This window comes from Lacinutrix sp. MEBiC02595 (assembly GCF_053601555.1).
In genome coordinates this window covers 576,073-599,678 of record NZ_JBSHNU010000222.1, presented here as the reverse complement: position 1 = coordinate 599,678, position 23,606 = coordinate 576,073, and the positions used below count along the sequence as shown (strand labels likewise).

Below are 23,606 nucleotides of genomic sequence, written 5' to 3'. Positions count from 1 at the left end.
TCATGAAATAGTAAATACTCCCCTTCTAAGCTAGAATACAAAGAATTAATACCCTAAACTATTATCATTTATTATTTTCAATAATATGGAAAAAGAATATAATACATTCCTATCTTTCATTAAAATTATCTTTTCAATGTAAAATGTGCTTTAAAAACTTTTTTACTAGTATCTAATCTATTGTTTGGATCACTATACTCTAAAGTAAACCAATAATCACTAGCTGGCAGTGGTTGTCCGTTTAACGTCCCATCCCAACCTTCATTATTAGTATTTATTTGTTTTAATAGTTTACCATATCTATCAAAAATGTAAATTTTAGCAGCTACTTGGTTCCCTAAACCTATAATTTGCCATGTATCATTGTGTCCATCATTATTTGGTGTAAAAAACAAAGGATAATCTATTATAAAAACGCTTGTACTTAATACACCACAACCTTCTGCATCTTTAACCGTTACTTCATGTTCTCCAGAGGACACATTATAAAATACATATGAATTTGTACCATTACTTTCAAAACTATTTCCATCTAAACTAAATTCATAAACAATCCCTAATTCTTCATTTACATGTACTTCAATTATATTTTCGTTTACAAATGTTTCCGAAGTAATTATTGCCTGTAATCCACTCGGAGTACTACTTTGAATGACGGTTGTCATGGTATTTAAATCTCCTATAACGGTGGAACAACCGGTAGTAATATTAGTCGCTAACACGTTATAAGTTCCCGGAAGTGTAGGCTCGTAATACGAGTTGGTTCCTAAAACAATTCCCGGATTCATTGTTTCTGTCCATTCGAATAAATAGTCCGACATCGATAAATCGGAATCGATTCTTGGTTGATTAATACTATTTCCTTCGGAATCTAAACACAATATAAATTCATCTTCTAAATCAATGACAGGTAAAGGAAGAACGGTAAAATTAACTATCTGAAAATCCACATTACATATGCCACTTACGGAATACATTATGGAATAAGTGGAATCCGGAATAGCATTAATGACTTCTCCTGTTGTTGCATCTAGGCTTGCACCATCGGTAGGATGAATATGAAAAGTAAAAACACCTCCACTAACCCCTGTTATGTTTGCCACTCCTCCATCACAAGTTGCCGTCATATTAAAGGATGCATCTTCTGATGGTAAAACGATTACTGTTTCTGTACTATTTGCTACACAGGCTGTTCCCGTGGTTGTATATTCTATAGTATACGTGACTCCGGAAACACCATTAGTCACTTCTCCAGTTACTCCGTTTATTATTGCCCCATCGGTTGGTACAGGATTAAAAGTAAAACTCCCACCAAGATCTCCGGTTATATTTGCGGTTCCGCCATCACAAGTTGCTATCATATTAAAAGAAGCGTCTCCTAAAGTTAAAACAGTTACCGTTTGTGTGTTACTTGTTCCGCAGGTTCCTGGACTCGTATATTCTATAGTATAGGTCGCTCCTGAAATTCCATTAGTTACCACTCCGCTAGTTGCATCTATTGTTGCTCCATCGGTTGGTATTGGATTAAACGTAAAACCCCCACCAAAATCTCCAGTAATATTTGCGGTTCCGCCATCACAAGTTGCTGTTGTATTAAAAGAAGCATTTCCAGACGTTAAAACAGTTACCGTTTGTGTGCTATTTATTCCGCAGGTTCCTGGACTTGCATATTCTATAGTATAGGTTGTCCCGGAAATTCCATTAGTTACCGTTCCGGTAGTTGCGTTTATGGTTGCACCATCTGTTGGAACAGGATTAAAAGTAAAGCTTCCGCCAAGATCTCCGGTTATATTTGCGGTGCTGCCATCACAAGTTACAGTCGTATTAAAAGAAGCGTTTCCTAAAGTTAAAACAGTTACCGTTTGTGTGCTACTTGTTCCGCAGGTTCCTGGACTCGTGTATTCTATCGTATATGTGGTTCCTGAAAGTCCATTAGTTACCGTTCCGCTAGTTGCGTTTATTGTTGCTCCATCCGTTGGCATCGGATTAAACGTAAAGCTCCCACCAAGATCTCCGGTAATATTTGCGGTGCCGCCATCACAAGTAGATGTCATATTAAAAGAAGCATTTCCGGAGGTTAAAACAGTTACCGTTTGTGTGCTACTTGTTCCGCAGGTTCCTGGACTCGCATATTCAATAGTATAGGTTGTTCCAGAAATACCATTAGTAATCGTTCCGCTAGTTGCGTTTATTGTTGCGCCATCGGCTGGTATCGGATTAAAAGTAAAACTCCCGCCAAGATCTCCTGTGATATTTGATGTTCCGCCATCACAAGTTGCTGTCATAGTAAAAGAAGCATTCCCGGAGGTTAAAACAGTTACCGTTTGTGTGCTGCTGGCTGCACATGTGCCGCTTGTTGCATATTCTATAGTATAGGTTGTCCCAGAAATACCATTAGTAATCGTTCCGCTAGTTGCGTTTATTGTTGCACCATCGGTTGGTATTGGATTAAACGTAAAGCTTCCGCCAAGATCTCCGGTTATATTTGCGGTTCCGCCATCACAGGTTGCTGTCATAGTAAAAGCTGCGTTTCCGGAGGTTAAAACAGTTACTGTTTCGGTGCTAGTTGTTCCGCAGGTTCCTGGACTTTCGTATTCTATCGTATAAGTAGTTCCTGAAATTCCGCTAGTTACCGTCCCGTTAGTTGCGTTTATTGTTGCACCATCGGTTGGGATCGGATTAAAAGTAAAGCTTCCGCCAAGATCTCCGGTTATATTTGATGTTCCGCCATCACAAGTTGCTGTCGTATTAAAAGAAGCATTCCCGGAGGTTAAAACAGTTACCGTTTGTGTGCTAGTTGTTCCGCAGGTTCCTGGACTTGCGTATTCTATCGTATAAGTAGTTCCTGAAATTCCGCTAGTTACCGTTCCGCTAGTTGCGTTTATGGTTGCACCATCGGTTGGTATTGGATTAAACGTAAAGCTCCCGCCAAGATCTCCTGTGATATTTGCGGTTCCCCCATCACAAGTTGCTGTCGTATTAAAAGAAGCATCGCCTCCTGTATTTACGATCACATCAATAGTGTCACTATCCGTAAACATGGTACCATCACAGTTTGTATACTCCACTTCTACCGTAAAAGTTTCATCTGCAGTTGGGCAAACATTTATTGTTGAAGTATTACCAATTGGTAGATTTGCGCCATCGTACCAAGTAACATTATAATTCGGTGTTCCACTAGGCGTAAAACGCCATGCCTCATCTGCAGCAATCCAATTCGTGGCATTTCTTCCAGGTGCTGGAAATGCTTGCGTTCCATTATCATTTTGTATACCAACAACTCCATTACCCAAAACCCAAGAATCACAAGTTGGTTTCTCTTCTATATATACCTCAATAGTATTTGTGCCTTCATAAAGCACCATCATTTGCGTAGTTACAATGGCAGAACATAAAACGTGAGGTACATTATAATAAGCTACAACCAATCTTCTACAAGGATAAGCGCCTTGTATTTCCCATCCAATTTCATTCGTGAAATTTAATCCTGGCCCCATATCATGACCAGCACCAAAAATATTAGCTTCAGCAAGTGCTGTATTTGAATTATCTGGTAATATATCGGTAAAAAGGAAACCACTATTCATATTTGCATATGCTAATTGAAAGCTTAATACGCCATTGGCTCCAACCAACAATTCATTATATTGATTACCGAAAAAACAAAATTCAAAAGGCAATGCTATTACATCTGACCAATAATCATCTGTTAAAAATAATGGATTAGTTAATCCGGAAAAAGAAGATGGCGGCGCATAAGGTATGGTTGAAATAGTATAAAATGTAGTTTCCCCTGTTTCAAGAAAAGTGGCGGTCAAGTCTGTACAAGTTGTGGTGCAATCTAAATTTATTTGCGCAGGTCCAGCATCCACATTGGAACAACCCGGTCCTTGGGCAATTGCAAGCTGAGCAAGAAATAAACAAATAACCACTAAAATTCCCTTCATAAAAAAAGACCTAACATTTTTTAAGTAATAAAAAAAACCACATTAACAACGCAAAATACTTAACTTAAAGCAATTAGCCTTAAAAGTTATTAAAAAATAAGTAAAAAAAATCGAAATCGATTATAAATTAATTCTACTTCAATTCAAACTATAACAAGTGGGAATTACTTATCTTTGCAAATTATAATTATTATTATTTTTGATGAAATTGGACAGCAAATTAGACGAATTTAACTCCTTAGGAGATAACCATATTGGTACATCTACAAACACACCAATGCGTAAAGATGCTTTTGCACTTACGAATGAGGAAAAAATAGATAGTATTAAAGACGATGTTAGACATATCATGGAAACATTAGGTCTTGACTTAACAGATGACAGCTTAAAAGGAACACCAAATAGAGTTGCAAAAATGTTTGTTAAGGAGATATTTAGTGGCTTAGACCCTAAAAATAAACCTAGTGCTTCTACATTTGATAACAAATACAAATATGGAGAAATGCTTGTAGAAAAAAACATTACGGTGTATTCTACTTGCGAACACCATTTACTTCCTATTGTTGGTAGAGCACATGTTGCATACATTTCTAACGGAACTGTTGTTGGCTTATCGAAGATGAATCGTATTGTCGATTATTTTTCGAATAGACCACAAGTACAAGAGCGTTTAACGATTCAAATTGTAAAAGAATTACAAGAAGTTTTAAATACGCAAGATGTTGCTTGTGTTATTGACGCGAAACATTTATGCGTGAATTCTAGAGGAATTAGAGACGTAGATTCTAGTACCGTAACCAGTGAATTTGGAGGTAAATTCAAAGAAACAGAAACGCGTAGAGAATTTTTAGATTACATTAAATTAGATACTACTTTTTAAGTTGCAATGGAGGTTGATTTTAAAAACAACTACTCCACTACAAAGCCAACGCATAAAAACGAAACAACAATGCAAATTTCACAAAAGCAAAACATAGAAATATACAATTCCCTTTCTGGTAAAAAAGAACAATTTAAACCTATCACAGATGGTTATGTTGGAATGTACGTTTGTGGACCTACGGTTTACAGCAATGTGCATTTAGGAAATGTAAGAACGTTTATGTCTTTTGATATGATTTTTCGCTACCTATTACATTTAGGTTATAAAGTACGTTACGTAAGAAACATTACAGATGCTGGCCATTTAGAAAATGACGCCGATGTTGGTGAAGACAAAATCACTAAAAAGGCAAGACTAGAAGCTATAGAACCTATGGAAATTGTACAGCGTTATACTGTCGATTTTCATAATGTGTTAAACACGTTTAATTTTCTTCCTCCAAGTATAGAACCTACTGCAACAGGCCATATTATAGAGCAAATTGATCTAATTCAAACCATTATTGACAACGGTTTTGGATATGAAGTAAATGGCTCTGTTTATTTTGATGTACATAAGTATAATCAAACGAATGATTATGGCATTTTAAGCAAACGCAAACTGGAAGATTTAATTCATAATACACGTGAATTAGACGGACAAAGCGATAAGAAAAATCCGCAAGATTTTGCACTATGGAAAAAAGCAGAACCAACACATATCATGCGTTGGCCTTCTCCTTGGAGCGATGGTTTTCCTGGTTGGCATTTAGAATGTACAGCAATGAGCACCAAATATCTTGGTGAATATTTTGATATTCACGGTGGTGGAATGGATTTAAAATTCCCACATCACGAATGTGAAATTGCTCAAAATAAAGCAGCAAAAGGAAAAGATCCTGTAAAGTATTGGATGCATGCCAACATGCTAGAACTTAACGGTGCTAGAATGAGTAAATCTACTGGGAATTATATCAACCCTGCCGAATTACTTTCTGGTAAAAACGACATTATGTCTAAGGCATACAGTCCGAGTGTAGTTCGTTTTTTCATGATGCAAGCTTCGTATAGAAGTGTTTTAGATCTTACCGATAATGGTTTATTAGCAAGTGAAAAAGGATTTCACAAACTTTTAGATGCGGTTAACGCTTTAGACACTTTACCTACATCTACCACATCGACATTTAATGTATCCGCTTGGAAACAGAAATGTTATGATGCCATGAATGACGACTTTAACACCCCTATTTTAATTGCTACTTTATTTGAAGCTGTTAAATATATCAATCAGATTAAAGACGAAAGTGCAAGTATCACTGCTGCAGATTTAGAAGTATTAAAAACTACTATAAACAGTTTTGTTTTTGATATTCTTGGTCTTGAAAATGTTAGTAAAGAGGAAAAAGGCACCGATAAACTTTCTGGAGCTGTAGACCTTTTAATTAAACTTCGTCAAGAAGCTAGAGCGAATAAAGACTTTGCCATGTCTGACAAAATTAGAGATGAATTAGCTGCTGTTGGTATTCAACTCAAAGACGGTAAAGAAGGCACCAGTTTTTCTGTAAATTAGTTTCGTTTTTTGTTGTGGCGTTGTAAAGCTATTTGATTTTAGTTCATCTAATAATCCATCTGATAACGATTCCTGATTTTTGAATACCACTTTTTGATTTAAAATCACAGCAACAATTGCGTCCTTCTTAACTAAAAAAAGAGGTGCGTTTTCTGAAAATAAAATCTAGGAAATTGGACGTAAATGCGAAGTTGTTTTTAAAATTCACCTGCCATTAATAAGATTTCCACTTTCGAGGAAAATGAATATGAAAAAAATACTACTAGCTCCTTTCCTGTTCTTAATTAAAGTGTATCAAACTTTAATTTCACCTTTAACGCCTTCTACTTGCAGATTTCAACCAACCTGCTCCCATTACACTAAAGAAGCTTTAGAAAAACACGGCTTTTTTAAAGGTGGCAAACTCGCATTAAAAAGGATTTTTAGTTGTCACCCATTCGGTGGTTCTGGTTATGATCCTGTTCCTGAAAAGGAAGATTAACTTTTTGGGCGTTTCACCACTTCGCTTTTAGGCTTCGTGGTGTCAGGCTGTACGCTGTATCTTTTTTGTTTATAGGATTCGCTGCGCTTCACCTAACAAAAAAGGATGTCGCTTCCATCCTTAACGCAGTAAACCATAAAATAACATTTCATTAAGTATCCTTTCTTTTTAATCCATTGGCAATTGTCTATATTTACCATCTCAAAATAAAATCTATGCATCTTTTAACATTCGATTGGAATCCTTTAAGCGGACTTGATATTTTTGGCGTTTTCACATTACATTTTTATAGTGTTATGTGGATTATAGCATTCCTACTGGGATTACAAATCATGAAACGTATCTTTAAAAGAGATCACATAAAGGAAGAATATTTAGATCCTCTTTTTTTATATACCATTATCGCAACCATGCTTGGCGCACGTTTGGGGCATGTTATTTTTTACCAATCGGAATTAATATCGCAAGATTTTTTCAGCATCTTTTTACCATTTCGCTTTGTTCCAAAATTTGAATTCACAGGTTTTCAAGGACTAGCAAGTCATGGTGCTGCTATTGGAATTATTATTGGTATGTATTTATACCGAAGAAAGTACAACTACAAATCTTTAATGTGGATTTTAGACAGAGTGGTAATTCCTGTTGCAAGTGGTGCGATTTTTATTCGTTTAGGAAACTTTATCAATTCGGAGATTATAGGAAAAGTTACAGATTCTCCTTTTGGTGTTCGTTTTATTCAAGAAGAATACAACAAGTACGAAGCGATGCAACTTACCGGAATGAAAACACCAAAAGACGCATATAATGCCATTGCTAATAATCCACAATTTCAAAGCTTATTAGACGCTGTTCCTTTTAGACATCCTGCACAGCTATACGAATCATTTAGTTACATATTCGTATTTTTAATACTATGGTTCTTCTATACAAAAACCAATAAGGGAAACCAAACAGGTTTCTTATTCGGACTATTTTTAGTCCTGCTTTGGACCGTTAGATTCTTTGTAGAATTTGTTAAAGAAGCACAAGTAGATGATCGTGCAACATGGGCCTTAAATACAGGACAATGGTTAAGTATCCCATTTATTTTAATTGGTTTATACTTTATGTTTGTTTACAAACCAAAAACTCCTGTTGTATAAAACACCAGGAAGTATCACCTCGAGCGCAGTCGAGAGGTCTTTACTATGCTACTATTTTTTGAATAGGTCTGGACTGCGCTGGACCAGACATTAAAATTATGAAATTAAAAATACTTACTCTTTTATGTGCTGTTTTATTTTTAAGCGCCTGTAAAGAACAAAAAAAAGATATAAAGCCAATTGAGGTTTCCTTTAAAAAAGAAGGGACTCTCACCCTTTATAAAGCGGCAACAGATTCTATTGTTACGACCTTAAATATAGAAATTGCAGATACCGATTATGATGTACAAACCGGCTTGATGTACAGAAATTCTATGCAAGAGAATCAAGCAATGTTATTTGTTTTTCCAACGATGCGCGAACGTTTTTTCTATATGAAGAACACTAGAATTCCATTAGATTTACTTTACCTAGACAATAATAAACACATTGTTAGTTTTCAAGAGAATGCACAGCCTTTTGATGAAACTTCCCTTCCATCTAAAGTACCTGCACAATACGTTTTAGAGATCCATGCGGGACTAGCCCAAAAATGGCTTTTAGAAGTTGGTGACCGCATAGAATACACCGAAATAAATGAAAAATAATGCGAGCAGCTTATCTTTAAAAACTGCTTCAGGACACATTATTCATGTGTCCATATTTCTACCTAAAAAAACAAACCACAAAAGCATCGTTATCTCTTCTGCTACAGGAGTTTTACAAAAATTCTACGCTAAATTCGCACTTCATTTTAGCGCTTTAGGATTTACGGTTTACACTTTTGACTATTATGGAATCGGGAAATCAAGATCTCTAAATTTAAAACAAAATACTGCCGATTTACAGACTTGGGCTTTAGATCAAGCCGCGGTTTTAAAATTAGCAAAGCAAGAACAAGCGCAGCACCAATTAACGCTAATTACACATAGTATTGGCGGGCAACTCCTTGGATTAAACCCAGAAATACATCTCGTAGATTCCATAATCACTATTGCCTCTCAAACCGGTTACTGGAAATATTTCAAAGGTTTTTCTAAGATTAGAATGTTCGTTTTTTGGTATGCATTAATCCCTATAACCACACCTTTATTTGGTTATTTCCCGGCAAAAAAATTAGGCTTATTTGAAAACTTACCAAAACGCGTAGTATATCAATGGCGAAAATGGGGAATTCATCCGGAATATATGTTTAGTGCATATACCGATTTACAATTTTGCAATATACAATGCCCCGTTTTATCGCTTAGCTTCCCTAGAGATACCTTCGCTCCAAAAGAAGCTGTAGATTGGTTAGCTTTAAAATTCACGAATACCAAAGTAGATCGAAGACATCTTATTCCTAAAGATCTACAAATAGATGATGTACAACATTTTGGTTTTTTTAGAGAACAATTTAAAAATTCACTTTGGAAACTTACGGAGGATTGGCTATCTAAAAATTAAATCCGTAATACCTAAATAAGGGATCTTTCGCAGTGAATTGTGGCTTCCTATTCTTAGCATAATTACATAAAACTAAATTCTTAATTGACGCTTGCTAAATAATAAGGAGCTTCATTTTTTTTTCCATCCTTCCGACTTTTACGAAATCAAAATCCTCCTTTCTTCGGCTGGAAGAAGAAACAAATAGAAGCTTTTCTGTATAACTTTATTTCACTGTTCAGAATATTTCAGTACTAAAAAGGCAAAAAAAAACCTTTCCGCTTAACACGGAAAGGTTTTTTAATATAAAGAGAATTGCTAGTTACTTATGCTTCTAACGTTTCTTCGTCTTTTTCTTTAATTTTTAATGCATCTGTTGCACCACCTCTTTTTACAGAATCGTACATGATTGGCGTTGCAATAAATAATGAAGAGTATGTACCTACAACGACACCTACTATTAATGCAAACATAAATCCTCTAATAGAATCTCCACCAAAGATAAAGATTGCTAATAATACTACTAAAGTAGTTAAAGAAGTATTTAAAGTTCTACTTAATGTACTGCTTAAAGATGCGTTAATTACTTTATCAAAATCCCAAGCGGTATGCTCGTTGAAGAATTCTCTAATTCTATCAAATACAACTACCGTATCATTTAATGAGTAACCAATAACCGTTAAGATTGCTGCAATAAATGCTTGGTCAATTTCCATTGTAAATGGCATGAATTTGTATGTAAGAGAGAATACACCTAATACAATTAGTACATCATGAAATACTGCTGCTACTGCACCAAGTGAGAATTGCCATCTTTTAAAACGGAATAAGATATATAAGAATACTACGATTAGAGATCCTAAAATAGCCCAGAATGAAGCTCTTTTAATATCATCTGCAATAGAAGGACTTACTTTGTAAGATTCCATGACACCAATTTGTTTATCGTCATCGTTAAGATTAATAAATTCATCATAACTAATGTTAGATAAATGAGGTTGTAATGCGTTAAATAATTTATGTCTGATTTCTTCATCTGCTTCAGAAGAAGCTTCATTTACTTTATATTTAGTAGTGATTTTCACATCATTACTAGTACCAATTAATTTAGCATCTGCACTTCCAAAAACATCTTCAGCAGAAAGTACTCCTGCAATTTCTGAAGCGCTTACTGGTTGTTCAAAACGCACTTGGTACGTTCTTCCTCCAACAAAATCTACACCTTGATCTAATTTATTTGTAAATAAAGAACCTAAACTTAAAAGAATAAAAGCTCCAGAAGCAATATAAGCGATCTTACGTTTCTTTAAGAAATCGATATTTATATTTCTAAATAAGTTTTTAGTTAAGCTTGTTGAGAAATCTAACTTCCCTCCTTTATTAGAATACCAATCTACTAATAATCTAGTAATAAAGATGGCAGTAAATAATGAAGTTGCAATACCAATAATTAAAGTAGTTGCAAAACCTTTAATTGGTCCTGTACCAAATACGAATAAAATTAACGCGGTTAAACCAGTAGTAACATTGGCATCTAAAATAGAAGATAATGCATTTGAAAAACCATCTTTTATAGAGGTTGCTTGATCTTTACCTTTAGCGAGCTCTTCTCGAATACGCTCAAAAATAAGTACGTTTGCATCTACAGACATACCAATTGTTAATACAATACCTGCAATTCCAGGAAGTGTTAATACAGCACCTAAACCAGAAAGGATACCAAATATTAATAAAATATTTAATGCCATTGCAACATCTGCAAATAAACCAGCTTTACCGTAGTAAAGAATCATCCATAGTAATACTAATGCTAATGCAATTGCGAAAGACATTTTACCACTATCAATAGCTTCTTGTCCTAAAGAAGGACCAACTACATCACTTTGAATAATATCTGCTCTAGCTGGTAATTTACCTGCTCTTAAAACGTTTGCTAAATCGGTTGCTTCATTTAGTGTAAAGTTTCCAGAAATTTGTGAATTACCACCTGCAATTGCTCCTGTTGTTACTCCAGGTGCAGAATATACTACGTCATCTAAAACAATAGCGATTTGACTTCTTTGTGTAAAAGCTCTTCCAGTCATTTCTTCCCAGATTTTAGCTCCTTTACCATTCATTTGCATGCTTACAAGAGGTTTTCCTAAAGGATCATAATCTTGTCTTGCATCTACAACAACGCCACCACCTAATTCTGGCACATTTTCTCTATTTGCAATTAATGCATATAAGTCTACTAATTCACTATCTCCTTTTTGTTTCCCGAATGCAAATTTTACATAACGTTGTTCTGCAGGAAGCAAGTTTCTTACTTGTGGCATATTTAAATACTCACTAATAATTTCTCTGTCATTAATATTAACTAAAGCAATTGCTGCTGGGTCTTGAGAACCTATTAATTTGTCTAAAAGCGGATTTACAACAACAGCTGTAGAATCTGGATCATCCCCTAAAAGGTCTGCAATCTTATCTTCTTCTGCTGTAGTTTCTTTAACCTCTTCTGTATTTACTTCATTTGATTTTTGAATGCTTTTAATCGTTTCATTAGCTTCTACTAAAAAGCTATTAAAGATCGTTTTGTTGTACACATCCCAAAACTCTAATTGTGCGGTACTTTGTAATAATGCAGTAGCACGGTCTACATCTTTAACTCCAGGTAATTCTACTAGAATACGTCCTGAATTCCCCATACGTTGAATATTTGGAGATGTTACACCAAACTCATCAATACGCTTACGTAATACTTCGAAAGCCGAAACAATAGACTCATCAATTTTTCTTGAGATTACTGGTTTCACCTCAGAATCGGTCATATTTCCGTCAATCTCACCATCTAAAGCTCTAGTATAGAATATGTCTGGTGAAGCTAATTTAGTATCTCCTTTTATAGCTTCAAACGAAGTATAAAAATCTTCTAAATAGGTATTCTGACTATTTTTTTGAAGTTCTGAAGCATCGTCTAATGCTTTATTAAAAATAGGATCTGTTGTATTATTAGCTAATCCTTTTAATATGTCTTTTACAGAAACTTGTAATATAACGTTAACTCCACCTTTAAGGTCAAGTCCTAAATTCATAGCATTTTCTTTTACCTCATCATAGGTGTATTTTGCTATTCCGATGTTATACACTTCTTTATTAGAAAGTGAATCTAAATACCTAGTTTCTTTTACAGAATCTCCATTTGCATAAGCTGCTGCATTGCTTTCTATACTACTGTTTTTAAGCGTGAATGATAATTGGTAAATACTTACCAAACCAAACAATAGTGCAAATAATTTTACTAATCCTTTGTTTTGCATTTGTATATTTTTTTGTGTTAGATTCTCACTTTCGTGAGAATGACAAGTTTATTTTGTTTCACAAGGTTACGCCTTGCTCTAAGCTTGTTTTATTTTTAAAACGTGCAAATATATAATTTACGCGTTGTTTATTGACTCTTTTTTATGTTTAAATGTAATGTTACACCTATGAAACTTTAAAAGTTATTGGTGTTCGCTGGCTCTCATTTATACTTTTAGTAGGCAATATGAAAAACGCTGCTTGATTTATGAAGTAGTATTTGTATTTGGTCCTGCTCTAACTTCAGGTATTTTATACGAAGTATTATCTATTGCTATTGCAACATTTGTATTTACTTTATAGGCAACTTGTGTATACGCACATATTTCACTTACTTCTATAGAAGCTGCAAAACTATATACATTAGGATTAGAATAACGATCGCTTTCTAATTTAGGTTCTATAGCTACTTTACCATCAAATCCGGAATTAGCATCACTTGCCTCTTGGATTTTAAAAACATCCAGATTATAATTTTCGTTAGATGCAGGTTTTTTAGGAAATCCCTCTTTACCATTAGAAGCATAATCTATTGCGAGATGCTCTTCTTTGGAAAGTTTATTTTTTACACTAACAACATCGGCATCACTATAATACGTGATTTTGAATTGCTTATTGTCTATTTCATGAATTTGAATATTGGCTACACCTAAGTCAAATAATTGCTTTTTTACAATGGCAACCGTGTTTTCAATTTCGGCAGAAGTAATCGAAGTGTCCGAAAATTGTAATACAATTTTCTGATTTGGCAAAGCAGATTGCTCCTTACTAATATAACCTAGTAAGGTAAAAGCAATAACTAAAGTACAGATGCACCACTTTTTCATGCGCCAAATATAAAAAATAAAGACTGTATTTCTACAGTCTTTACATAAATATTAAATAAAACCTATTAGGTTAAAGAAAACCTTACAGATTGAGAACTAGATAGATTACAATTCTAATAAACCATTAGTTGCTTTCACACCTTCAGCAGATTCTGCTAATTTTGCTTTTTCCGCATCTGTTAAACTAATTTCAACAATTTTTTCAATTCCGTTAGCTCCTAAAACACAAGGAACACCAATCGCTAAATCGCTTAATCCAAATTCGCCTTCTAATAAAGCAGAACAAGGGAATATCTTTTTAGTATCACAAGCAATTGCTTGCACCATTCCAGATACAGCTGCTCCTGGAGCATACCATGCAGAAGTACCTAATAAACCGGTAAGTGTTGCACCACCAACTTTAGTATCTTGTACTACTTGATCCATACGTTCTTCAGATAAAAACTCAGAAACTTTTACACTATTTCTAGCAGCTTTACCTATTAATGGCACCATACCTTTGTCGCTATGTCCACCAATTACCATTCCGTCAACATCACTAATAGGTGCACCTAAAGCTTCTGCTAATCTGTATTTAAAACGAGCAGAATCTAAAGCGCCTCCCATTCCTATAATTTTACTTTTTGGTAAACCAGTAGTTTTATGTACTAAATAAGTCATCGTATCCATTGGATTAGATACCACAATTATAATTGTATTTGGAGAATGTTCTATTAAGCTAGAAGACACCATTTTTACAATTCCTGCGTTGATACCAATTAACTCTTCACGAGTCATACCTGGTTTTCTAGGAATACCAGACGTAATTACACAAACATCAGAACCTGCTGTTTTCGAATAATCATTCGTAATTCCTGTTATTTTTGTATCGAATCCATTTAAAGATGCAGTTTGCATTAAATCCATTGCTTTACCTTCGGCAAAACCTTCTTTAATGTCTAATAAAACTACTTCTGAAGCAAAGTTTTTAATAGCAATATATTCTGCACAACTTGCTCCTACTGCTCCTGCTCCTACTACTGTTACTTTCATTTTTTATGTTTTTAATTTGTGTTGAGTTATTATAGGTGTAAAATTAACGATTTCTAATGACTTTTACTATAATCCAAACCAGCTTTTACGCACTTGATATGGATAACGTTCATATATGGTATTATCTTCATACATAATGTCATCGTTTATAAAATCTTCTTTGGCTTCTGCAAACATAATTTCTGCTTTTTCTATTTCTCCTAATCTTCCTAAGCAGTTTGTTTTATAATATTTCACATCGCTAAATTTTGGCTGAAGAAGTAAAGCTTCATCAAACATTTTAATGACTTCTTCAAAATTATTTAATTCGTAATTTGCAATTCCTAAGTACATTAAATCGGTAAAATGAATCCATTCTTCGCCATCTTCTTTTACAGATTGCGCGATGCTTTTTTCAAAAAAACCTTTGGCTATTTCAAATTCGTTTAACTGCAAATAACATAAACCTAAATAAAAATAATAGGAATGATCCATCACATAAGATTCGCCATTTAACGCTAAAGCTTTATTAAAATCTACAATGGCATCTTTGTAGTTTTTAGAAAAAATGCATTTCATAAAAGCCATATAATCTAGCCATTTTTCAGGCTCGAGCGCTGCTGCTTTTTCGAGAAAAGGCAAACCAAGTTCATCTTTATCTTGCTTATATAAAAGCATTGCCTTTTGCTGATAATTATGCGCTTCACTTGGGGTTTCTAAAATTAAAGAATCTAATTTTCTTTGATAATAGTCATTTTTAACGCTATATGCTTTTAAAGCTTCCGTTTCTATTATAGGTGCTTTTTCTATTTCAGAATTACCTAAATGTTTCCAGCTATTTTTCGACTCTTATTTACTGTTACAAGCAAATAAAAAGAGACTACAAAAGGCTAAAAGGGCACATGTTTTATAAGAATATATCATCGTTATTGGATATTAAAATAAATGACTTTTAGTTTTTCACTATTCTTTTCACACCTATCCCGCTGTTAGATTGTATTTTTATAAAATATACACCAGCCGAGAGATTACTTATATCGATATTTTCTTGTGTTAGATTATTAAATTTATGAGAGTGTACGATGCGTCCATTTACATCTAATATGGTTGCAGTTTCTAAAGTGATGCCATTATTTAAAGTAACGGTAATCTCATTTTGTGCAGGATTAGGATACACGGAGATATATGGTGTAAGATCTTGATTTGCTAAAGATAAAGTTTCCGTTTGATAAAGCTTTACATTTCTAAAGAACGAAGTAGCGTCATTGTAGCGTCCTGCTCCAGGATAATATAAACCAGCAGTATTCCAAACTTCGGTATATTCGTCATTTCCTGCCGAAAAGAATAAATATGGTGCTGCACCGGTAATTAATGTCCCTATTGGAATAGAATAATGCTTGTAAGTATACAAATCGGTATCTTCATAAGTATCATAATCCATGTTGTAAACCGATGTTTCCGGAATACTTTCCGTACCATATAATTTAAATGCCATAAGCGGATCTAAACTCAAATCATCATCCACACCAATAAAATGAGATTCACCATCAATGGTACTTTTAAAATCAAATTCTAACATTGTTGAAGGCGTAATATTATAATTTATCGCAATGGCTTTCCATCCATTTATCGAAACATGCAGCGTAGCTCCATTATCATAATTAATAGAGACACCTTTATCTTTTGTAGTATCATAAGACAATACCGTTTCAGAATTAAAATTAATTATTGGCGTTAATGGATCACACGCATCCATAGCTGCTGGATTCCCGTCTAAATTAATATCCGGATATCCCATACATTGATCATATTCATCACAAACACCATCACCATCACTATCATTATTAATATCATTCGGACAGACATCACAGGCATCCGGAATACTATCTCCATCAGAGTCTACACCAGTTGTACAGCCATAGATTCTTGCTAAAACATTTGCCGTTTGCCATAAACTACTTTTTTGTGCAACAGTAGAATTTAATGCAGCTTCCATACGTGCTTTTTGACCATTAGTAAACATCGCATAGGTTGCGGCAGTATAATCCATCATATTGGTATAATTATCTTTTGTAGAACACTTAACAACAGTCCCTACACCTGGAAAACCATCCAAATCGGACAAGCTATTTCCGTACGTATTTGGTGTATCTAAAACCGAATCATCTTCATTACAATAATATGTATTTCCATTTGCTCCAGCATTCGCCCAAATATGATAGACATTTAACCAATGTCCTACTTCATGTGCTAAATTATGATACCAAGTTTGCCACATTTCTCCATGTTCTCCATAGGCCCATGCAGACATTACATGCCCGTCTAAATGGGCATCTGCTGCAGCATCCACATCCGGCGGAAAAGTAGCAAAACCAGAACTAGAACTGGAACTCAAAGATTGAGCAACGACATAGATATTGAAATATTGATCTCTTGGCCAATGGTATGTAAGTCTCATATTTGGATCGTTACCTGCGTAGGTATACATTGCATCGACATGTCTATCGACACCGTTAGTAGCATTTCCGTTTGGATCAAAATTAGCCAAAACAAATTTTAGTTTTTTTTCTGTAAAAGCACCTCTAACCGCAACAAATTCTGGATCGATATTTTTATCGAAAGCAGATTCTCCTGCATAAAATATATTTAACATCTCTATGGAACGTTTTACTGCAGCATCTGAAATATTTTCTGGCCCGTTGTTGTGTATAACATGAACCACAACAGGAATAATGTAATCTGTTCCAATAACAAGATCTGCAATATTCCAATCTCTTTGATTATTAGAACTAGACTGAAATGTTCTAGTAAATTCTTCTAACTCTTGGTGTGCCAAATTATTCTCTGGCCTTAAAGAAGGGTTTTCTTCATAATTTTTTTGTTGGTAAATGTCTTGTGCACAATGTTCTTGTGCTTTTGTAAAATAAGACGTCAATAAAAGAAAGCTTAATAGCAGTAGCTTTTTCATTTATAGTGGTTTTATTGGTTAGTCACTCTTTTTTTTTGGATATAAAAACTATCGAAAATGACGTCGTCTTAAATATATATCCTACTCAAATATAAACTTTTAACTCATACTTTTATTAATTAATAAAAAGGTTTTTAATTCGTAATTGCTAGGAATAATAAACAGGGAAAGTATATCGATGCTTTTCGATCCCGTTTACGCCATGCTGTTTTTTAAAATATTTAGAATCCTAATTATTAAACAAAAAAAACCTGTAAAGCAATGAAACTTTACAGGTTTTAAAATGTTGTTGATACAAATACCTTGCAGGTTTTAAAAACCTACAAGGATATAATTATGCATCAATATTTGCATAGATTGCATTTTTCTCGATAAACTCTCTACGAGGCGGAACTTCATCTCCCATTAACATAGAGAATACACGATCTGCTTCTACGCCATTATCGATATATATTTGACGTAAGGTTCTAAATTCTGGATTCATGGTTGTATCCCAAAGTTGTGATGCATTCATTTCCCCAAGACCTTTATAACGTTGTATTTTTGAAGATTCTCCAAAATCATTCATAATCGCTATACGTTCTTCATCACTCCAAGCATACTGTTTTTTCGCTCCTTTTTTAACTAAATATAAAGGAGGCGTTGCAATATAAATATGACCATTTTCAATCAACTCTTTCATGTATCTAAAGAAGAACGTTAAAATTAGCGTTTCGATGTGCGAACCATCAATATCGGCATCACACATGATTACTATTTTATGGTATCTTAATTTAGAAAGGTTTAATGCTTTACTATCTTCTTCGGTTCCAATAGTAACCCCTAAAGCGGTGAAGATATTTTTAATCTCTTCATTTTCAAACACCTTATGTGTCATCGCTTTTTCTACATTTAGAATTTTACCACGTAATGGCAAAATAGCTTGAAATGCTCTATCACGACCTTGTTTTGCAGTTCCACCTGCCGAATCTCCCTCGACTAAGTATACTTCACATTTTGTAGGATCTTGTTCGGAACAATCTGATAATTTTCCTGGCAAACCACCAATACTCATTACTGTTTTACGCTGTACCATTTCACGCGCTTTTTGTGCTGCGTGACGTGCTTGTGCGGCAAGAATTACTTTTTGCACAATAATTTTAGCGTCGTCTGGATGCTCTTCTAAGTAGTTTGTTAGCATTTCGGAAACAGACTGACTTACAGCTGCAGAAACTTCACGGTTACCTAATTTTGTCTTTGTTTGTCCTTCAAATTGAGGCTCTTGAACTTTTACAGAAATAATTGCTGTTAGTCCTTCACGGAAATCATCTCCAGCAATATCAAACTTTAATTTGTCTAACATTCCGGATTCATCCGCATACTTTTTAAGCGTATGTGTTAAACCACGACGGAAACCAGAAAGATGTGTTCCACCTTCATGTGTATTAATATTATTTACATACGAGTGCAAATTTTCTGCATACGATGTATTATAAATCATAGCGACCTCAACAGGCACGCCATTCTTTTCCCCTTCAAAAGAAATCACTTCTTTCATTAAAGGCTCTCTGGTTGCATCTAAAAACTTGATAAATTCTTTAAGACCTTCTTCCGAATGGAATGTTTCCCCTTCAAAAGAACCATCTTCTTTAGTACGTCTCTTATCAATTAAATGAACGGTAATTCCTTTATTTAAATACGCTAATTCACGCATTCTACTTGCTAGAGTATCGTAGTTATACTCTAAGGTTTGTGTAAATATTGTAGGATCTGGTCTAAACGTAACTGTTGTTCCTCTTTTATCCGTATCTCCAATTGCTTTTACAGGATAAAGGGCTTTTCCTTTAGAATATTCTTGTTCCCAAATTTTACCGTCTCTAAAAACAGTAGCTCTTAAATGTTCTGAAAGTGCATTTACACAACTTACACCAACGCCGTGAAGTCCACCAGATACTTTATAAGAATCTTTATCGAACTTTCCACCTGCACCAATTTTAGTCATTACAACCTGCAGCGCAGAAACACCTTCTTTTTTATGTAAATCTACAGGAATACCACGTCCATCATCTTCTGTGGTAATCGAGTTATCCTCATTAATCGTTACTGTAATATTATCACAATGACCAGCTAATGCTTCATCAATCGAGTTATCTACAACCTCATATACCAAATGGTGTAAACCACGAGTACCAACATCTCCAATATACATAGAAGGACGCATACGCACGTGCTCCATTCCTTCTAGCGCTTGAATACTATCGGCCGAATAATTGTGTTTGTTAAACTCTTCTTTTTTTTCGCTCATACTTATATGTTATTTATGATCTGTTTTCTATTGTTTAAGGCATAAAAAAGGACGCTGTACAGCATCCTTTGGAATACAACCAAAGATACTAAATTTTGATGCGTTTTAAAAGCTTTTCATCGATTTAACACGATAATTATTAACATTTGTTAAAAACGCAAGAAAGACCTTAGAGTAGCTAAAAACAACCTTAAAATTGATTTTCATTTTTTTAATAACGCTTAAAAAAAATAAAATAACAAAAACACGTTAAAACTCCTATTTGAACTTGTTACCATAGAATACTTAGCACTTTATTCAAAAGTAAATAGGTGCTTAAGCGCTTATCTCTTAACAAAGCACAAATCGGTTTTATTTTATTATATTGGAGCCCCTAATTTACATTAAATGAAATTTTTCAATCCTGCCCTAATCAGGTTTTTAATACCTATAGCTAGCTCAGTACTTTTATTTATAATTTACAATGTTATCTTTTTTTCTTTTCATAAAGATAATAGTGCTTTATTTATTAGCTCTTTCATATTTAGCGCCATAGCTATTATTTCATTTATCACTTTTCGCTTCGTAAAAGTAGTAAAACAGCCTTTTGACTTAATTATTCACGCTATAAATTCTAATGACTTTAATTTATTATCTCATTTTAATACCGATGGTAATTTCAATAAAATAGGTCATTTTATATTTAAAAGTTATTTGCAAAAAGAAGAACTTCAAAAAGCGAAAGAAAAAGCAGAAGAAAGTGACTTATTAAAAGCTTCTTTTTTAACCAATCTATCGCATGAAATAAGAACGCCAATGAATGCTATTCTAGGGTTTTCGGATTTACTGAGTACTCAAAACCCATCCGAGGCAGAACGATTAGATTATATTAATGTCATTAAGAGAAGTGGAAAAAATCTGGTATCTATTATAGATGATTTAATTGAAATGTCTAAAATTGACACCAACCAAGTAACCCCCAATTTAAAAGCTTTTAATTTAGACGAAACGTTATTGGAAATAAAACAGGCAGTCGAAATTACAATCCCTAAAAATAAACCTTTGCGATTGTTTTTTGATAAGCCAAAACATGCTGTTGTATATCAATTAATAAGTGATGAAACCAAATTACGACAAATAATAGTTAACCTTTTAAACAATGCTATTAAATACAGTGAAAAAGGAAGCGTTAATTTTAGCTACAAAATAAGTACTCAAAAAAACGCCTTAGAATTTCACATTACAGATACCGGCATCGGCATGTCGAAAGAAGACACCAAAAATATTTTTATTCGATTTAACAGAATACAAAATGACAAAACAATTAATTTAAGCGGTTTAGGTTTAGGTCTCGCTATTTCTAAAGCGTACATTGAAATGTTAGGTGGTGAAATCTGGTTAGAATCTACAGAGAATTTCGGTTCTACTTTTTCATTCACCGTACCATTAAAATTAAATAGGCTAGCCACACTGCCTATAACGGAAGTTGCTCTTAAAACAGAAGACAAAATAAAACCTTTAAATATTCTTATTGCCGAAGACGATGAGATTAATTTCATGCTCATAAAAAAAGTAATGAAAATTAGAAACTACCATGTTATACGCGCTAAAAACGGAAAAGAAGCAGTAGAAATATGTAAAGAAAATGATTCGATTCAATTAGTAATCATGGATATAAAAATGCCAATAATGGGAGGCTTTGAAGCAAGAAAAATAATAAAACTATTCAAGCCCTATTTACCTGTAATTGCGCATACAGCATACTCCTCTACAGAAACAAACAGCAAGGTTTTTAATGCTGGTTTTATTGACTGCATTACAAAACCATTAGACAAAACAAAACTGTTTAGAGTTATTGATAGGATTGAGCATCTCACTCCAGATATAGACACGACTTTACTTTAGCAAACTAAAAAGCTTAAACAGGTAGCTATACATCAATGCAACATGCTTTATCCTGCACGCTTCTAGACGCCTATCACTATTTCTAAATGCTTCATTGCATTCTCAAGCTATTTTATAATTCGTTATTATGAAAAACACAAAACCTCGCCGAAGCGAGGTTTTAAAGCTATTAATCTATATTAAATATTCACAAATTCATGAAACTACGATTTTGCATATGCTTTATCATGCACATTAGATATTGCACGACCAGATGGTTCATTCATATTCTTAAACGCTTCATCCCATTCTAAAGCAATTGCAGTACTACAAGCTACACTTGCTTCTTGCGGCACACTTAAAGCCGCTGCATCACTTGGAAAATGTTCTTCAAAAATAGAACGGTAATAAAACTCTTCTTTGTTATTTGGTGTTTGAATAGGGAACCTAAATTTAGCATTTGCCATTTGCTCATCGGTTACTGCTTCACCAACCACTTCTTTAAGTGTATCAATCCAGCTATAACCAACGCCATCACTAAATTGTTCTTTTTGTCTCCAAGCTACGCTTTCTGGCAACATATCTTCAAATGCTTTACGTACCACCCATTTTTCCATGCGTTCTCCGTTAATCATTTTATCTTGTGGATTGATGCGCATAGCAACATCGATAAACTCTTTATCTAAAAATGGGACACGACCTTCAATTCCCCAAGCAGCTAAACTTTTGTTTGCTCTTAAGCAATCGTACATGTGTAATTTATTTAATTTCCTAACGGTTTCTTCATGAAATTCTTGTGCATTTGGCGCTTTATGAAAGTATAAATAGCCTCCAAAAATTTCATCTGCTCCTTCACCAGATAGTACCATTTTAATTCCCATAGATTTAATAACTCTTGCCATTAAATACATTGGTGTAGAAGAGCGAATCGTAGTAATATCATACGTTTCAATATTATAAATAACATCTTTAATAGCGTCTAAACCTTCTTGGATGGTGAATTTAATTTCGTGATGAATCGTTCCTATAAAATCTGCTACTTTTTGCGCTGCAGCTAAATCTGGAGAACCTTCTAATCCTACAGCGAAGGAATGCAATTGCGGATACCAAGCATCTGAAGTGTCATCACTTTCTATACGTTTTTGCGCATATTTTTTTGCGATTGCAGATACCACAGAAGAATCTAAACCTCCTGAAAGTAATACACCATAAGGCACATCACTCATTAATTGTCTATGCACTGCTGCTTCCAATGCTTCTTTAACTTCAGCAATACTTGTTTCGTTATCTTTTACTGCATCGTACTCACTCCAATCTCTATTATACCATTTTACATATTCGCCATCTTTACTAGACATATAATGTCCAGGAGGAAATAATTCAATTTTAGTACAAATTCCTTCTAATGCTTTTAATTCGGAAGCCACATAAAATGTTCCGTTTTGATCCCATCCTATATATAAAGGAATAATTCCCATGTGATCACGAGCAATAAAGTATTCATCTTTTTCTACATCATAGATTGCAAATCCGAAGATTCCGTTCATTTCATCTACAAAATCCACTCCTTTTTCTTGGTATAATGCTAAAATAACTTCGCAGTCACTTTGTGTTTGAAAATCGTATTTACCTTCAAATTGTTTACGTAATTCTCTATGGTTATATATTTCGCCATTTGCTGCTAAAACCAGTTTATTATCTGGACTAAACAATGGTTGTTTTCCGGAAGTTGGATCCACAATAGCTAAACGCTCATGTGCTAAAATCGCCTTATCATTACTATAAATTCCTGACCAATCTGGTCCACGATGACGAATAGTTTTAGACATTTCTAAAACCTGAGGTCTTAAATCTTCACTTTTTTGTTTAAGGTCGAAAGCACATACAATTCCACACATAACTTATATCT

General features: G+C 34.1%; 15 protein-coding genes. 7 read left to right on the top strand and 8 right to left on the bottom strand.

Features of this window, described 5'->3' with window-relative positions; translation table 11 throughout:
- Positions 1–125 precede the first annotated feature (125 nt).
- Positions 126–3,947, bottom strand: a complete 3,822-nt coding sequence (locus tag ACVCZW_RS12530; protein ID WP_452232562.1) for a T9SS type B sorting domain-containing protein — start codon at positions 3,945–3,947, stop codon at positions 126–128.
- Positions 3,948–4,149: 202 nt separating this feature from the next.
- Here ACVCZW_RS12530 and folE point away from each other — a divergent pair, with 202 nt between their 5' ends.
- From folE to ACVCZW_RS12500, 6 genes are all read left to right on the top strand, one after another.
- Positions 4,150–4,827 carry a GTP cyclohydrolase I FolE gene (gene folE, locus ACVCZW_RS12525; RefSeq protein WP_452228755.1) on the top strand — a complete coding sequence of 226 codons (678 nt, stop codon included), beginning with the start codon at positions 4,150–4,152 and terminating at the stop codon, positions 4,825–4,827.
- Positions 4,828–4,896: 69 nt separating this feature from the next.
- A complete protein-coding gene (gene cysS, locus ACVCZW_RS12520) occupies positions 4,897–6,378 on the top strand; it encodes a cysteine--tRNA ligase (RefSeq protein WP_452232561.1) in 1,482 nt (493 codons plus the stop codon).
- A gap of 247 nt (positions 6,379–6,625) precedes the next feature.
- On the top strand, positions 6,626–6,859 hold the full coding sequence (gene yidD, locus ACVCZW_RS12515) for a membrane protein insertion efficiency factor YidD (RefSeq protein WP_452228753.1): 234 nt from the start codon (positions 6,626–6,628) through the stop codon (positions 6,857–6,859).
- Positions 6,860–7,074: 215 nt separating this feature from the next.
- A complete protein-coding gene (lgt, locus tag ACVCZW_RS12510; protein WP_452228752.1) occupies positions 7,075–8,001 on the top strand; it encodes a prolipoprotein diacylglyceryl transferase in 927 nt (308 codons plus the stop codon).
- Between the two features lie 98 nt (positions 8,002–8,099).
- Positions 8,100–8,588: a DUF192 domain-containing protein gene (locus ACVCZW_RS12505; RefSeq protein ID WP_452228751.1), complete on the top strand. Its 489-nt coding sequence runs from the start codon at positions 8,100–8,102 to the stop codon at positions 8,586–8,588.
- Complete coding sequence (locus ACVCZW_RS12500; RefSeq protein WP_452232560.1) at positions 8,578–9,426, top strand: alpha/beta hydrolase family protein; 849 nt, start codon at positions 8,578–8,580, stop codon at positions 9,424–9,426. The genes ACVCZW_RS12505 and ACVCZW_RS12500 overlap by 11 nt, the downstream gene beginning before the upstream one ends.
- Before the next feature lie 305 nt (positions 9,427–9,731).
- Here the strand turns inward: ACVCZW_RS12500 and secDF are convergent, their stop codons facing one another.
- The 6 genes from secDF to gyrB form a co-directional block, all read right to left on the bottom strand.
- Entirely contained in the window at positions 9,732–12,704 is a 2,973-nt protein-coding gene (gene secDF / locus ACVCZW_RS12495; protein ID WP_452228749.1) for a protein translocase subunit SecDF, read from the bottom strand.
- A 246-nt stretch (positions 12,705–12,950) separates the two neighbouring features.
- Complete coding sequence (locus ACVCZW_RS12490) at positions 12,951–13,571, bottom strand: hypothetical protein (RefSeq protein ID WP_452232559.1); 621 nt, start codon at positions 13,569–13,571, stop codon at positions 12,951–12,953.
- 105 nt (positions 13,572–13,676) lie between these two features.
- Positions 13,677–14,603: a malate dehydrogenase gene (locus tag ACVCZW_RS12485; protein ID WP_452228747.1), complete on the bottom strand. Its 927-nt coding sequence runs from the start codon at positions 14,601–14,603 to the stop codon at positions 13,677–13,679.
- Between the two features lie 66 nt (positions 14,604–14,669).
- Positions 14,670–15,260 (bottom strand): tetratricopeptide repeat protein, encoded by a 591-nt coding sequence (locus ACVCZW_RS12480; RefSeq protein WP_452232558.1) that lies wholly within the window; start codon positions 15,258–15,260, stop codon positions 14,670–14,672.
- A 274-nt stretch (positions 15,261–15,534) separates the two neighbouring features.
- Positions 15,535–17,550, bottom strand: coding sequence for a T9SS type A sorting domain-containing protein (locus ACVCZW_RS12475; RefSeq protein ID WP_452232557.1), 2,016 nt, complete (start codon positions 17,548–17,550; stop codon positions 15,535–15,537).
- 334 nt (positions 17,551–17,884) lie between these two features.
- A complete protein-coding gene (gyrB, locus tag ACVCZW_RS12470) occupies positions 17,885–19,834 on the bottom strand; it encodes a DNA topoisomerase (ATP-hydrolyzing) subunit B (RefSeq protein WP_452228743.1) in 1,950 nt (649 codons plus the stop codon).
- A gap of 387 nt (positions 19,835–20,221) precedes the next feature.
- Here gyrB and ACVCZW_RS12465 point away from each other — a divergent pair, with 387 nt between their 5' ends.
- The gene (locus tag ACVCZW_RS12465) at positions 20,222–21,718 is read left to right on the top strand and encodes an ATP-binding protein (RefSeq protein ID WP_452228742.1); all 1,497 of its coding nucleotides are present in this window, start codon (positions 20,222–20,224) and stop codon (positions 21,716–21,718) included.
- A 203-nt stretch (positions 21,719–21,921) separates the two neighbouring features.
- Here the strand turns inward: ACVCZW_RS12465 and asnB are convergent, their stop codons facing one another.
- Positions 21,922–23,595: an asparagine synthase B gene (asnB, locus tag ACVCZW_RS12460; protein ID WP_452228741.1), complete on the bottom strand. Its 1,674-nt coding sequence runs from the start codon at positions 23,593–23,595 to the stop codon at positions 21,922–21,924.
- Positions 23,596–23,606: the final 11 nt, after the last annotated feature.

Coding starts and splice junctions, on each gene's coding strand:
- ACVCZW_RS12530 (WP_452232562.1), bottom strand. CDS start 3,947: ATGAAGGGAATTTTAGTGGTTATTTGTTTATTTCTTGCTCAGCTTGCA.
- folE (WP_452228755.1), top strand. CDS start 4,150: ATGAAATTGGACAGCAAATTAGACGAATTTAACTCCTTAGGAGATAAC.
- cysS (WP_452232561.1), top strand. CDS start 4,897: ATGCAAATTTCACAAAAGCAAAACATAGAAATATACAATTCCCTTTCT.
- yidD (WP_452228753.1), top strand. CDS start 6,626: ATGAAAAAAATACTACTAGCTCCTTTCCTGTTCTTAATTAAAGTGTAT.
- lgt (WP_452228752.1), top strand. CDS start 7,075: ATGCATCTTTTAACATTCGATTGGAATCCTTTAAGCGGACTTGATATT.
- ACVCZW_RS12505 (WP_452228751.1), top strand. CDS start 8,100: ATGAAATTAAAAATACTTACTCTTTTATGTGCTGTTTTATTTTTAAGC.
- ACVCZW_RS12500 (WP_452232560.1), top strand. CDS start 8,578: ATGAAAAATAATGCGAGCAGCTTATCTTTAAAAACTGCTTCAGGACAC.
- secDF (WP_452228749.1), bottom strand. CDS start 12,704: ATGCAAAACAAAGGATTAGTAAAATTATTTGCACTATTGTTTGGTTTG.
- ACVCZW_RS12490 (WP_452232559.1), bottom strand. CDS start 13,571: ATGAAAAAGTGGTGCATCTGTACTTTAGTTATTGCTTTTACCTTACTA.
- ACVCZW_RS12485 (WP_452228747.1), bottom strand. CDS start 14,603: ATGAAAGTAACAGTAGTAGGAGCAGGAGCAGTAGGAGCAAGTTGTGCA.
- ACVCZW_RS12480 (WP_452232558.1), bottom strand. CDS start 15,260: ATGCTTTTATATAAGCAAGATAAAGATGAACTTGGTTTGCCTTTTCTC.
- ACVCZW_RS12475 (WP_452232557.1), bottom strand. CDS start 17,550: ATGAAAAAGCTACTGCTATTAAGCTTTCTTTTATTGACGTCTTATTTT.
- gyrB (WP_452228743.1), bottom strand. CDS start 19,834: ATGAGCGAAAAAAAAGAAGAGTTTAACAAACACAATTATTCGGCCGAT.
- ACVCZW_RS12465 (WP_452228742.1), top strand. CDS start 20,222: ATGAAATTTTTCAATCCTGCCCTAATCAGGTTTTTAATACCTATAGCT.
- asnB (WP_452228741.1), bottom strand. CDS start 23,595: ATGTGTGGAATTGTATGTGCTTTCGACCTTAAACAAAAAAGTGAAGAT.